The following is a 13003-nucleotide window of genomic DNA, read 5'->3' on the forward strand; positions in this document are numbered from 1 at the left end:
ATCGAGAACTGGCAGATAAAATGATGATGCCAGTTTGTATCCTTATGAAGTCAAGATGGTTGATACATAATGAATCTTACATCCTCTTATGGGGTGGTTTATGGTATAGCCTTGATGGGCACTGGTGTGAGATGGAGGTGGTGATATGTACGTTGGGAAGTATCTTTTTAAAACAGACACCTGAATTTGCACCGCACGTGTATTCTGTTTGAAACGTCCTGTTCCTAAGCAGGCATCATCACACATTTTGCCAGTTCGTAGGTGTTGCGACAGACTTTGGCACTTGAGACGGTTCATAAGAGGCATTTTTAGTTCTTTCTTATACATTTTTATCCATACGTCATTCCCGCTTGTGACATGTAAGCAAATGATTTTGATTGATTCAAGATAAATAGGTTTGGAATGAGAAAATCTTGCGATATTCGGGAGGGAGTTCAATCTGAATAACACTTATATTATCTATATAAATCAATACCTTGTTTAAAAAAAGAGAAGTGATATATGAGAAGAAAGAGAGGACAATCAAGCAAAAGGTCTTGTTTGGCACGAAGACGCGCAATCCATTGATCTTTTGCGAATAGAAATATTATGACCCTGTAATGTGTTGATTTTTTACGCGTTACTTTAAAAGAAGAGAGGGAAATTATTATTTATAAATCAATAGATTCGTTGTTAGGATAAAGGATACTTATGCCTTAGTGTGAGAAGGGAAATCAAGCAAAAGGTCTTGTTTGGCACGAAGACGCGCAATCCACTGATCTTCACGAATAGCAGTATTATGCACTGTAATGAGTTCATTTTTTTTAATTTCAGCGGTTACTGTTGCTTTTTCTAAAAGGCCACAAGGAATAGCTTGGTGAGCGCGTGCTTCTGCAATGTTCATTATCCAAGCACGATAACTATAAAGACCGATAAAGTCTAATTGATCGCCTGGGTGTAAATCTTTTTTAGCAACAGCACAGACCTCTACTACGGGGTGGCTAAGAGGGACCATATCTTTTTTGCCATAAAGCATAATACGTGCGCAGGTGAGGGGAACTTCCATTGCTGTTAAATGATAGGGGCGATGAAAGGTGAAGTAAGGTCCCTGGCCAATTTTTAAATCTTCCATACGTTCGCGTAAACGTGGGTGTGCTATTTCGGCAATGACAAAGACACCTGGTGAAACACCTTGACCTATTGAATAATCTACAACACCATATTGTTGTAAAATGCCCCCATCTTGTTTTGGAATAAGCACTTTGTTTAAATCTTGTAGCGCTGCTTGTGGTCCATGCATTCCTGGACAATCGGGGAGAAGGCCGGTGGCATTGGCAATGGCTGCCATTTCAACCATCGTTTTGGAACCATCAATAAATTCGACCAACATGCGCACATTCATATTACGCCGGAATGCTTCTTCTTCGTAAGCGTCAGGTGTAGCATCAAAGCGCAGAGGATTATTTTTTCCTTTACCCGCTGCAACAATCTTATGTCCAAGGGCTGAAACAAATTCTATGAGTTCCATACAAGAAGTAGGTTCATCGCCGGCACCAAGTGTATAAATGAGCCCTCGTTTTTCTGCTTCATGTTTGAGATAAGCGCCAATTGTAACATCTGCTTCAACATTCATCATGACAAGATGTTTGTTATTCTCAAGCGCTTTGATACCAATCTCTGCTCCTGCTTCGGGATAGCCTGTTGCATCAACGATAATATCAATTTGTTCATGGCGCAAAACAAGGTTAATATCATCTGTTGCTGCAATCAAACCCTTTTCAATGCTTTGGGTGAGAGCATAAGTATTTTCAACTTCACAGACATGTCCATCTTCGCCATAGGCTAGTGTAGCGGCATCAAAAATACGTGACGGTGTTCTCGTGGCGACTGCGGCGACTGTTATACCATCCATATGCGCAATACTTGATAATAAATCTGTGCCCATTTCACCACAACCAATCAGTCCAATACGGATGGGGGGATAGTTTTCTGCACGTTGTTTCAAATCATGCGCTAAACCTGTTAGGTTCACATTGCTTGCCATTCTTTTTTCCTATTTGAAAACTATTCTGCTAAAGAACTTTTCTCATTCATAAGGTGCATTTGTTTTTAAGACAATTAATCTTTTATTCTTGATGCTCTAATCAATGGATTTTATAAAAGCAAGAGGGGTGGTTTCTTTTATCAAATAAAATAGGAATAGCGTTATGCAGCAAAAAATAACAGTACAAGATGTCACCAGTTTTATTGGGAAAGAAGTGGGATTATCGGAGTGGCGTCTTGTTACACAGGATATGATTAATCAGTTTGCATGTGCTACAGATGATCATCAATGGATACACGTTGATGAGGAAAAGGCTAAAAAGACACCTTTTGGCGGCACGATTGCTCATGGTTTTTTAACATTATCGCTTTTGTCTACGCTCGCTTATGAAGCTCTTCCAGAGTTAGAAGGGAGCACAATGGGGATTAATTATGGTTTCGATAAAGTACGCTTCATGAGTCCTGTGAAAACAGGGGTACGGATACGTGCGCGTTTTGTGTTAGACGACGCAGAAATTCGCCCTTCTGGTCGAGTGGTTTTCCATTATGGGGTTACGGTGGAAATTGAAAAGTTAAAAAAACCAGCTCTTACCGCTCAATGGCTTATTGTTGCTGTTGTGGAAGAGAAACCTTCCAATATCTAGATTATTTGAGTGCTTTATTTTATACAATTCTATTAGGAGTTTCCTAATGAAGATAGTGCATTGCTTCATGCTTTTGTTTATAGCGTTCTTTAATGGGATCATACTCATCACGTAAAACAGAACACTTCAAATGGAATATACTTGCGTTGCCAATTCACGGACTTATTTTAAAGCAACATCTCTCAACGCTCGTCACACCCATTTCGCAATGGCGCCTGTGAATAGTATAACGATAAAGCCATTGAGCACCCCTATCTTTATGCTTGTGAAGAAGAAAGCTGGCACCATCATATTATATGCTAGCCGCCAATGTTAAGACAGGTCTTGGCGCTTGAGATAATTCATAAGAGGCATGCCTTTCTTTCTTGTATAGTTTTACTCACACGGCTCTTCCCGCTTGTAACGTGTAAGCGAGAGGTTTTGGTTGATTCTATATGGAACAAACTGGGAATGAGAGGATCTTACGGTATTCAGAGTTCTCATTCAATATGAATAACGCCATATTATTATTATAAATTCAATGTGTTATCTAAGGTTGGGAAAGGTCGTGACCAATGTCTTAATTTAAAGAGAGTCTCACATACTGTGAGATCTCTTATTTTATCCCCTTTTATATTAAAGCCATTAAAACTATTTTCTTTCATGTTACGAACGGATGGGGAGAGATAAAAACTGTTTAAGAAAAAAGTTCCTAATCTCTTATGAGCGTTTTCGATAGGCAAGGGTTGCTGCACTTGGAAAGTGGCAAAGAGGATGATGGTATTGGCAGGTAAAATTCTAAGTCTTTTAATGTTTTGTTTTATCAAGTTTTTGTACGATTTTATCAGAAGTCCATTGGGTTGTAATATTGAGCACGATTAAAAGGATGATGACGATGGTCATGATGAAGGTATTGTAGCGTTGGTAGCCATAGCGGATTGCCATATCCCCTAAACCGCCTCCACCAAGATATCCAGCAAGTGAAGTGGCTCCTATAAGAGAAATGACCATGACTGTAAAACCTGTAATCAGGCTAGGGAGAGCTTCAGGAATAAGAACATGTCTGATAATTTGAAGACGGCTTGCACCCATCGAGCGGATCGCTTCAATAAGACCGTTTTCAACGGTTTTAAAAGAGAGTTCCGCCATGCGTGCATAAAAAGGGATAGCTGAAATGGTCAGTATAAAAATTACAGCAGGCATTCCTATCCCTCTTCCTACAACGATACGCGTAACGGGAAGAAGATAAAATGCAAGAATAATAAAGGGAATGGCACGAATACTGTCAATGATCATGCTTAAAGGGCGATTGATGAGAGATGAGGAAAAAATCCCCCCGCGTGCTGTTGTGTGAAGAAGAAGACCAAGGGGAAGTCCTATAATAAATGCCATAAAAGAAGCACTAAGTGTCATCAATATTGTATCAATAACAGCTTGGGGAAGTTCATGAGACAGAACATTAAACATAGCCTAAGACCTCACAATATCGTCCTTTTTTTGTTAACCATTGAACAGCTTTTTCTAAAGCTTCTTTATCTTCTCCAGGAAGAGCCAAGAAGAGTCGCCCGATGGTTTCATCCTGAACTGTATCAATGCCACCATGCAAAATACGTGCTTTTAAACCACTCTCATTTTCTAGAAGATGAAGAAAAGGTTGCTGGGCAATTTCACCGGCAATATTAATTTCAATGACAGCTTCTTGCCCGGTTGGTTTGAGATTTTTAGCAAATTTTTCAGGAAGTTGCGGGGTGACAAGCTTGAGCATGGCTATGGTTGTATCGTCTTGCGGTGATGTAAAGATGTCTTTCACACGTCCTTCTTCTACAATGTTCCCCTGATTAAGAACAACAACGCGATGCGCTATGGTGCGCACAACTTCCATTTCATGGGTGATGAGCACAATCGTGAGATTGAGGTGTTTGTTAATATCAGCAAGGAGCTCTAGAATAGATTGTGTTGTTTCAGGGTCAAGAGCAGAAGTGGCTTCATCTGATAATAATATTTTAGGATTAGCAGCAAGAGCGCGTGCAATGCCAACGCGTTGTTTTTGTCCCCCGGACAATTGTGCTGGATAGCAATATTCTTTCCCAGATAACCCAACCAATTCAATCAGTTCAAGGGCACGTTTGTGGCGTTGTTTTTTACTTACACCACTTAATTTAAGCGGCAATGCAATGTTATCAAGAATATTCTGCGATGAGAGAAGATTGAAATGTTGAAAAATCATCCCAATTCGTTGACGGTAAGGCGCCCATTCTATCTCTGATAGATTAGAAATATCAACACCTTCAAAAAAAATGGACCCTGCATCAATCTTCTCTAACCCATTTAAACAGCGAATAAGTGTTGATTTTCCTGCTCCACTGCGCCCAATAATGCCAAGGATTTCACCAGCATGGATATTTAAAGAGAGATTATTAATTACCGGAACACCAGCCGTTTTGTTAAAACAACGGCTGATGTTTTTTAAGGAGATAAGAATAGGTTTTTCCATTCACAATTACCGGGATATTTGGCACAATTACCAAGATATTTGGCACCATTACCAAGATGTTTGGGCAGTTTTGCCAAAAATCTCTTTGATTTTTGCACGGATAAGATCGTTATTGTAGGCAGCAACTAATTTTTTAACCCATGGTTCATCTTTTTCGCTCGTGCGTACAACGATGACATTATCATAAGGATTATTTTTTGCGCTCTCCCATGCGACCACATCGTTTTCGAAGCTTAATCCGGAAACAATAGCCCAATTTGTGTTTATAATTGCAAGGTCAAAATCGTCGATTGCACGCCCTAACATACCGGCATCGAGCTCACGAATTTGCAGGTTTTTAGGATTTTCGATAATATCAAGTGGAGATGCAAGAATATTATGAGGATCTTTTAACTTAATGAGACCTAAAGAATTGAGAAGAAGTAAGGCTCTTCCACCATTAGATGGGTCGTTCGGAATACCGACATGTGCACCATCACGGAGATCTTTTAAGTCTTTTATTTTGTGTGAATAAACACCAATTGGAGCAATAAATGTATAGCCGACAATTGAAAGTTTATAGCCACGTTGTTTCATTTGTTCATTAAGATAAGGGGCGTGCTGAAAAGCATTTGCATCGATCTCTCCTGCGTTAACAGCGTCGTTAGGCAAAGCGTAATCAGAAAAATAAACGAGTTCAATATCTAAACCGGCTTTTTTAGCCTGTTCCGCAGCGATTTTCCAGATAATCGCATCCCGCCCTTCCATAATACCAAGTTTGATTTTTGTTTTGTCTGCGGCCATGGAAAAAGCAGTAGACAAAAAAAGTGCAAAGAGAGAGAGGAATAATCCTATAATCCGACTACGAGAAAAAAATTTTAATGTCATATGCTTTTAACTTTCTTTTTCGAGAAATTTTTTGAGGGAAGTTTCAATATACTCTGTATTTTTTTAGGCAGATTTAAAGTTATACAAGCTTTAGAGAATATTCAATCACTTTTATTTTTAAAAGAGTATTATTTTTCCTTCTATTTTAGTTGTTTTGGGGGCTGATCATCTTTTGTTCATAGAAATTCTCTGAAATTCAAATAATTAATTCTTTTATTGCAATCATTTGTTGAGGGAACCAATGACACTTAAAAAACTTCTTTAAGGGACAATTGGTTGAAGAACCGGACAATCAGATGATGCTTTAGCCGTAAATTCATGAAGAACATACTGCGCAATCAAGATCAAAAGGCCGTGTTCGTGTAGGCGATCAAGAGAGATTTTGTTGCAATGTTGTGGGGTCTTTAGGGGGAATAAAGGTTGCTGATCATTGGATTTAAACGCGGCAAATTTTTGCAAAGGCGAAAATTTGTCCTTCACATGTTTTAGAGAGGAAGAAAAATAATGTTAAGAAAGAAATTTTTATCAACAACAATGATTTTATGGGCTTTGGGAGCGTCAGGGGTGGCTGTGACTGCTTTTCACGCACAAGCTGGAACCATTACAGGAACAGTTGCTCGTGTTGCATCAGGTCAGGTATCTTTACGCACAGGCCCTGCGACAGCTTATAAAGTTATCGCAATGGTTCCAATGGGAGCAAAAGTGCAAATTTATGGCTGCCTATCCAATAAAACTTGGTGTTCTCTTGGTTATCATGGAAAAATTGGTTGGGCATCTGCACGTTACGTCAATGTTAACAATGTTCCTACCATTGCTTTTAAAAAGATGCCAGCAAAATCAAAATCCATGGAAAAATCGCCAAAAGAAAGAGTAAAACAGGCTGTTTCCGACTTTAAAGCTCTTCCGGCGATTCAAAAAACACGCCAAAACATGCAAAAATTCTATAGAACAGATATGGTTATCGATTCCACTGGGGTTAAAAAAAGAGATGAACGGACAATTTTAAATCCGTCGCCAAAAGCGCAAGGCGTTTCTGTAAAGCGCGTGAATGCTTATAATCCCTCCTTTCCGGATGATGTCAATTACAAAAACTTTGAACGCAATGAAACGCGTTACCGTGTCGTGACCTATCCTACTCGGTAATGGTAAAGTTAATTTTACAACCGGAATGACAAAAAGGATCAGCAGCATGAAGCAAAAAATGCTTTACGCTGCTGCTCTTGCTATTTCGTGAAGCGGCATTAAGGTGGATATTAGTGCAAGCTCCTTAAAAAGTGCGATTGTGTTCAGACCGGTGCAGGGAAAGAGCTTCATTCTTTAAGGCAGAGAGAGCTGAGAATATTCAGAGTGGAATTTGCCAATGCTTTGAAATAATAACCTTTTAAGATGGTGTTAGAGGGAAGCTGTTAAAAAAGCCGGACTTTTTAACAGACCGGCTTTGTATAAGGTTCCTTGTCCTGTCGGACAGGGAGATGATTAATTTATCGACTTAGGCTTTATCAAATTACGAGAAATAAGTAATTCAGCAATTTGAACGGCATTCAATGCTGCTCCTTTTCTTAAATTATCGGCAACAACCCAGAAAGCCAAACCATTTTCAATGGTGATATCTTCACGAACACGGCTAATAAAGGTATCATCTTCTCCCGTACATTCATAAGGGGTGGTATAGCCACCATCTTCGTGTTTATCGATAAGCTGACAGCCGGGTGCATCGCGGAAGAGCGCTTGTGCTTCAGATGCACTTAGAGGTTTTTCAAATTCAACATGAACAGCTTCGGCATGACCGATAAAGACAGGGACCCGAACAGCAGTGGCTGTTAATTTAATTTTCGGATCGAGAATTTTCTTTGTTTCCACGGTCATTTTCCATTCTTCTTTTGTATAACCATCTTCCATGAAAACATCGATATGAGGAATGACATTAAATGCAATGCGCTTGGTGAATTTTTTTGATGTAATGGGATCTGCAACAAAAACTGCGCGTGATTGTTCGAAAAGTTCGTCCATCCCTTCTTTACCAGCTCCAGAAACCGATTGATATGTAGAGACAACAACACGTTTAATGATTGCAGCATCATGGAGAGGTTTTAAAGCTAAGACCAGTTGAATTGTTGAACAATTAGGATTTGCTATAATATTACGCTTAGAAAAGGCATTTATAGCTTCGCCATTGACTTCAGGGACGATCAACGGAACATTGGCATCATAGCGCCACGTGGAAGAATTGTCGATAACAACACAGCCAGCTGCAGCGATTTTAGGAGCATATTCTTTAGAAATACTTCCTCCCGCGGACATAAGACAAAAATCTGTATCAGAAAAATCGTAAGTATCCAGTGCTTTTACTTTTAAAGTTTTATCTCCATAAGAAACCTCTTGTCCTAATGAGCGTCGTGATGCTAGAGGGACAATTTCATGCGCGGGAAAACCACGCTCTTCCAAAATTGTAAGCATTTCACGACCAACATTGCCGGTTGCGCCAACAATTGCAACTTTAAAACTCATTTTCTATACTCCTCATGTCTCTCCACGTTTATTCCCCGTGCTATACTCAGGAGAGAGTGAGTTGGTCAAGGAACATCGTTAAATTATATTTTTGACTTTCAATAATCCTAATTTCGTGCATACAAATTATAACTGTCAGCACAATAAATTGTTTTATTTCAAATGATATTGTCTTTTTAATCTTTCAGAATTGAAAAAATTGAATATTTTACGCTAAGTCGTCATGCTCTTTAAAGAGCACTTTAATTAAGTGAATTTTTTATCTTCTGTCAATTGTTTCTCTTCACTCTTTTGAGTTTTTTTTAGGAGGGTATTAGGTATTGCGTTGGTGGAGTCTTTTATACTTTATCTGTTAAGTGGTCAGTTATTTGACCTCCTCTCTACGCTTTTAAAGACGAAGATTTCTCTCCGGTCTGTAAACAGCCAGATTTTATCGGCTTCTACTTAGAAATAACATATTGATTTATAATGATAATCTAACGATATTTATATTGGATAAGAGTCTCTACTATCATCAAATTCTTTTATTTGGAATTTGTCCTATGTTGAAATAATCAAAATCACTTGTTTGCACATCACAAGCAGAGTTGGCGTGTGGGTAAAAACTGTATAAGAAAGGAGAAAAAATGCTTCTCATAACCCGTCTCAAGTGCTTAAGGGTTTGTGTCGCAACATTGGGAGCTAGCAAAGTGTGTGATGATGCCGGTGTGCTTCTTTACGAGCGTAAAGATGGTGGTGCTCAATAGATTTTTTATTATTTCATGGGGACTTTATCGTTATACCATTCACGAGCAACATGTTTAAAATACTCCTAGATGAATAAAAACGACAAGCTGTATCATCTTTTGTATGCCATATCGTGAATCAGAATATTTATCTGTTTGTGTACTCTTCAAAACCGAAATACTGCTTTATCTTAGAAGAATATAAAAAAACCAAACTCTTCTCTATCACCCAATTCAGTTATACGACTTTCAAAAGCGTCCATGATCATGTCTTTTAAATCATATCTTTCAAATAATAGAAATTAAGCATTGCTGTACGCTTTTTTCTTACATTCTTCAATAGCGGGCAGATCTCTCTAGATCACTCTAAATGAAATATACTTGTGTTGCTGATTTACGTGCTTGTTTTAAAGAAACATCTGGCTCCCAAACCCATGAGATGCCACCCGTGAATGGTATAAAGTAAGCTCCGTTGAGCGTTATCATCTTTATGCTTAATAGAAGAGCAATCCGGTATCATCCGATATATCGACGAGCCTTCAATGTTTTACAGCTCTTGGTTATTTGAGAGCATTCATTAATTGGGATTCTTTTTTAACGCGTTTTTATTCACATGGGCTCTTTCCTCTTTTGACATGTAAGAGTCATGCTTTTGTTTGATTCAAGATAAACAGATTTGAAATGAGAAAATTCTACAGTATTAGGGTTTCTTATTCACCGTGCAAAATAATTGATTATTATTATCAATCAATATGTTGTAATTAACTATAGATTATGGCTTACGGTTTTTTATAGAATGCTTTGCACGCCTTTGATACGCAATGTCAATTTTTCTTAGTAGTTTGTATTGTAGTTTTAGGTGTCTGTGGCGTACGAATGAGGTATATTGGTAAAGGAAGAGAAAAAGAAGGTAAAGCTGTGATGAAAGGTGAAGTAAAAATTAATATTTCCTTGATCATCATATGAATTTGCATGCATTTTTATGGCTTCGGGTGTGCATGTTTGTTGTATATTGAAGAGCAAAGCTTGTTTGTAGAATTTTATGAAGTGAATCACGTGAAGTGACAAGCCAAGGGAAAGACACTAGACAAAGATTATTTACAGATTATTTTTTAAAAAATCAGTGTGAATTTAAGAATCTTCATCTTTTAGAACGAGGAGGAAGTGTGCAAAACCTCTGTTTAAAGACGCGCTAAACGATAAAGATGCAGCGAGCGTGCTCCGTGATGACAATAGGCAAGAAGAGGGAGAGAGGCTGTTTTTAAAATTGTTTGCATGGTTTCAACAGCTGACTTTTCTATAGTTGGAGGAGAAATGGGAATGTGATAGGCTTTTATGCCATATTCATTTGCGACCGTTTTAATGCTCAAAAAATCAGGTTGATGAGGGTCCTCGTGATCGGGGCGGTTACAGATAATTGTTTTAAAACCAGCTTGTGCCAATGTTTTGATATTTTCTATGCTAATTTGGGCGCTGATAAAAATATCAGGTTCAATTTGTTGTAAATTCATTTTTGTTTATCCCCAATTGCACGATCTTCACGATACTCTCTGGTATATAAAAACATGATGAAGGTAAGTTTTTCAATGGCATCTTAACAAAAATATTCTTTTTGTCGAGAAGATCTCTTTGGGAAAAATGAGCTGTAAGGTGCAAAATATCTCATTCCGCAACATGTTCGTTATGCGACCTTATGAAAGATCGCTGTTTGGTCTTTATGGATAATCTATAGTGTTTACTAAACATAGACATTTCATTGTATTGCTTGTTTACACGTTTGCTAAAGGTATCCTTATTTTTCTTAAGCCCATTTTACTCTGTCAAGCGTCAAAGAGTATAGAATTCATTGTGTACTCCTTCTTTAGTTCAAGAAAAGGTACAAGCCGACACTGTCATACACTTTGCTAGCCCCCAATATTGTAATAGTTCTTGGTACTGGAGATTCTGTATAAGAAGCATTTTTAGTTCTTTCTTTTCAGTGTTTTTTGCTCATATGCTAGTTCTGCTTGTGATGTGCAAGCAAGTGATTCATATAAGAGGCATGAAATGAGGGAATCTTCCTGATTTCGGCTCTCTCATTCAATGTGTAAAACAATGAATTCTCCTTATAGTTTGTTGTATATTCAGAGTGGAGCTTGTTTATAGAGTTGTATTAAGTGGATCACATGAAGGAAGAAGCTCAAATGGCAGGCGCAAAATAAGAAGCTGAATTATTGACAGAGCATTGTTTACAGATCGACATGGATTAAAAAATCTTTGTTTTAGGGTGGAAAAGAAGAGCGTGTCTATTGTTTAAATTTTTTCTTATCCTCAAGAATATTATCTTCATAATGTTTTTGCCCAATGCTAAAAGTTAAAAGAATATTATAAAGATAAAATTGAGGGCTGTTATTTTTATCCTAAAAATGAGAGAAGTGGTTGTTTTGTAGGTGCTGAAAGCTTGCTTCTTTTGTTGTTTTCTGTATAATCGTAAAAACGGCAATTCTAAAAGGCATAATGAATGATCATTGGACTTTTGAATCAAAAGGGAGGTGTCGGAAAAACGACGTTGAGTGTGAACCTTGCGGCTAGTTTTGCACGTACTGGTGCACGGGTATTGCTTATTGATGTTGATCCGCAAGGAAGTGCATTGGATTGGGCTGCTGCGCGTGAAGATGCTCCTTTGTTTTCAGTTATTGGTTTACCGCGTGCAACGGTTCACAAAGAGATTACACAGATTGGTCATAGTTATGATCATATTATTATCGATGGTCCTCCGCGTGTGACTGACCTTGTTCGTAGTGCTCTTATGGCTTCGGATTTGGTGCTTATACCTGTTTTGCCTAGTCCTTATGATATTTGGGCAGCTGATGGAATTGTAAAGCTGATTGATGAAGCACGCGTTTATAAAGAGAATCTTAAATCTGCTTTTGTTATTAATCGTAAAATAGTCAATACAGCGATAGGGCGTGATGTGAACGAAGCTCTTGGCATATACCAACCCGTGCATGTTCTTTCTTCTAGCGTTGCGCAGCGCGTGATTTTTGCAGAAGCTGCAGCACAGGGGAAGGCTGTTTATGAGGTTGATAAGCAAGGCCCTGCAGCTGCAGAGATTGAAGCTGTTGCAGCGGAAATCAAGGAGTTAGCACAATGAATAAAAAAATTAAAATTGGCACCAAGCCAACCAATAAATCAATTCCTTTAACGGCTGATGCATGGGTGGAAAACCACAAAAAGAACATGAGTGGAGGTATGAAGCGCCTCACGATTGATATACCAGAAAATTTGCATCGGTTAATTAAAGTAAGTTGTGCAAGTCGTGGAACCAAAATAGCCGATGAGGTACGCGAATTACTTTCGCGAAAATACGGAAAAGTGTAAAAAATGATATATGATAATAAGTTTGGGTCGGTTTGAAGACTTTTTTCTAAAGATAATATCTTTCGTTTTTACACGAAGTTAAGAATAATAAAAACTCCTCTTTTTTCACGAGGGGTGCTTCATTTAAGGTGTTTTTCATCAGGTTTTATATCATCCAGTTCGATAGCTATGAGCTTATGAAAATTTTCCGTTTTAAATTTTTTCTTATAAGATGAGATCATCATAATAGCTCTTGTTATCTGTATTGCAGCTGGATAGATAAGTTTATTTTTTCGTAGAAATTGTCTTGATAGTGATTTTAAATGTGAAGTTATTTTTTGTTTATTTTACTTAATATAGGCAACAATAATGGAATTAAGAGTAGCGTTGATTATTTTTTTCTGCTACGTGAATTCTTTATTTTA

The 13003-nt window shown here is 38.0% G+C and carries 10 protein-coding genes and 1 pseudogene; 4 read left to right on the forward strand and 7 right to left on the reverse strand.

Features of this window, described 5'->3' with window-relative positions; genetic code table 11:
* Positions 1-688: 688 nt before the first annotated feature.
* Positions 689-2023: an NAD(P)H-dependent oxidoreductase gene (locus ACFIMQ_RS06195; protein WP_375703614.1), complete on the reverse strand. Its 1335-nt coding sequence runs from the start codon at positions 2021-2023 to the stop codon at positions 689-691.
* 163 nt (positions 2024-2186) lie between these two features.
* Here ACFIMQ_RS06195 and ACFIMQ_RS06200 point away from each other — a divergent pair, with 163 nt between their 5' ends.
* Positions 2187-2666, forward strand: a complete 480-nt coding sequence (locus ACFIMQ_RS06200) for a MaoC family dehydratase (RefSeq protein ID WP_375612287.1) — start codon at positions 2187-2189, stop codon at positions 2664-2666.
* A 786-nt stretch (positions 2667-3452) separates the two neighbouring features.
* On the opposite strand, the gene ACFIMQ_RS06205 is transcribed toward ACFIMQ_RS06200, so the two are convergent.
* Genes ACFIMQ_RS06205 through ACFIMQ_RS06215 form a run of 3 tightly spaced genes read right to left on the reverse strand, consistent with a single transcriptional unit; the run spans position 3453 to position 6006 of the window.
* Positions 3453-4112, reverse strand: coding sequence for a methionine ABC transporter permease (locus ACFIMQ_RS06205; protein ID WP_375616332.1), 660 nt, complete (start codon positions 4110-4112; stop codon positions 3453-3455).
* Positions 4105-5139 (reverse strand): methionine ABC transporter ATP-binding protein, encoded by a 1035-nt coding sequence (locus tag ACFIMQ_RS06210; protein ID WP_375616331.1) that lies wholly within the window; start codon positions 5137-5139, stop codon positions 4105-4107. Before ACFIMQ_RS06210 ends, ACFIMQ_RS06205 begins: the two co-directional genes overlap by 8 nt.
* Positions 5140-5187: 48 nt before the next feature.
* Positions 5188-6006 (reverse strand): MetQ/NlpA family ABC transporter substrate-binding protein, encoded by an 819-nt coding sequence (locus ACFIMQ_RS06215; protein WP_375703615.1) that lies wholly within the window; start codon positions 6004-6006, stop codon positions 5188-5190.
* A 504-nt stretch (positions 6007-6510) separates the two neighbouring features.
* Here ACFIMQ_RS06215 and ACFIMQ_RS06220 point away from each other — a divergent pair.
* A complete protein-coding gene (locus ACFIMQ_RS06220; RefSeq protein ID WP_375703616.1) occupies positions 6511-7149 on the forward strand; it encodes an SH3 domain-containing protein in 639 nt (212 codons plus the stop codon).
* Between the two features lie 333 nt (positions 7150-7482).
* Here ACFIMQ_RS06220 and ACFIMQ_RS06225 read toward each other — a convergent pair whose 3' ends face one another.
* The 3 genes and pseudogenes from ACFIMQ_RS06225 to ACFIMQ_RS06235 all read right to left on the reverse strand — a co-directional run bounded on the left by ACFIMQ_RS06225 (position 7483) and on the right by ACFIMQ_RS06235 (position 10750).
* Positions 7483-8514 carry an aspartate-semialdehyde dehydrogenase gene (locus ACFIMQ_RS06225; RefSeq protein ID WP_375703617.1) on the reverse strand — a complete coding sequence of 344 codons (1032 nt, stop codon included), beginning with the start codon at positions 8512-8514 and terminating at the stop codon, positions 7483-7485.
* Positions 8515-10004: 1490 nt separating this feature from the next.
* Positions 10005-10247, reverse strand: a pseudogene (locus tag ACFIMQ_RS06230) (D-alanyl-D-alanine carboxypeptidase); the annotation flags it as partial.
* Between the two features lie 173 nt (positions 10248-10420).
* Positions 10421-10750 (reverse strand): TIGR01244 family sulfur transferase, encoded by a 330-nt coding sequence (locus ACFIMQ_RS06235; protein ID WP_375703618.1) that lies wholly within the window; start codon positions 10748-10750, stop codon positions 10421-10423.
* A gap of 989 nt (positions 10751-11739) precedes the next feature.
* Here ACFIMQ_RS06235 and parA point away from each other — a divergent pair.
* Together parA and ACFIMQ_RS06245 are read left to right on the forward strand one after the other, a co-directional pair.
* Entirely contained in the window at positions 11740-12372 is a 633-nt protein-coding gene (parA, locus tag ACFIMQ_RS06240; RefSeq protein ID WP_375609237.1) for a ParA family partition ATPase, read from the forward strand.
* Positions 12369-12599, forward strand: coding sequence for a plasmid partition protein ParG (locus tag ACFIMQ_RS06245; RefSeq protein ID WP_375608487.1), 231 nt, complete (start codon positions 12369-12371; stop codon positions 12597-12599). The genes parA and ACFIMQ_RS06245 overlap by 4 nt, the downstream gene beginning before the upstream one ends.
* Positions 12600-13003 lie beyond the last annotated feature (404 nt).

The organism is Bartonella sp. AD13SXNS, assembly GCF_042196465.1.
Lineage (GTDB): Bacteria > Pseudomonadota > Alphaproteobacteria > Rhizobiales > Rhizobiaceae > Bartonella.

Bases quoted from the DNA above. Each gene is read 5' to 3' on its own strand.
- ACFIMQ_RS06195 (WP_375703614.1), bottom strand. From the start codon at position 2,023: ATGGCAAGCAATGTGAACCTAACAGGTTTAGCGCATGATTTGAAACAA.
- ACFIMQ_RS06200 (WP_375612287.1), top strand. From the start codon at position 2,187: ATGCAGCAAAAAATAACAGTACAAGATGTCACCAGTTTTATTGGGAAA.
- ACFIMQ_RS06205 (WP_375616332.1), bottom strand. From the start codon at position 4,112: ATGTTTAATGTTCTGTCTCATGAACTTCCCCAAGCTGTTATTGATACA.
- ACFIMQ_RS06210 (WP_375616331.1), bottom strand. From the start codon at position 5,139: ATGGAAAAACCTATTCTTATCTCCTTAAAAAACATCAGCCGTTGTTTT.
- ACFIMQ_RS06215 (WP_375703615.1), bottom strand. From the start codon at position 6,006: ATGACATTAAAATTTTTTTCTCGTAGTCGGATTATAGGATTATTCCTC.
- ACFIMQ_RS06220 (WP_375703616.1), top strand. From the start codon at position 6,511: ATGTTAAGAAAGAAATTTTTATCAACAACAATGATTTTATGGGCTTTG.
- ACFIMQ_RS06225 (WP_375703617.1), bottom strand. From the start codon at position 8,514: ATGAGTTTTAAAGTTGCAATTGTTGGCGCAACCGGCAATGTTGGTCGT.
- ACFIMQ_RS06235 (WP_375703618.1), bottom strand. From the start codon at position 10,750: ATGAATTTACAACAAATTGAACCTGATATTTTTATCAGCGCCCAAATT.
- parA (WP_375609237.1), top strand. From the start codon at position 11,740: ATGATCATTGGACTTTTGAATCAAAAGGGAGGTGTCGGAAAAACGACG.
- ACFIMQ_RS06245 (WP_375608487.1), top strand. From the start codon at position 12,369: ATGAATAAAAAAATTAAAATTGGCACCAAGCCAACCAATAAATCAATT.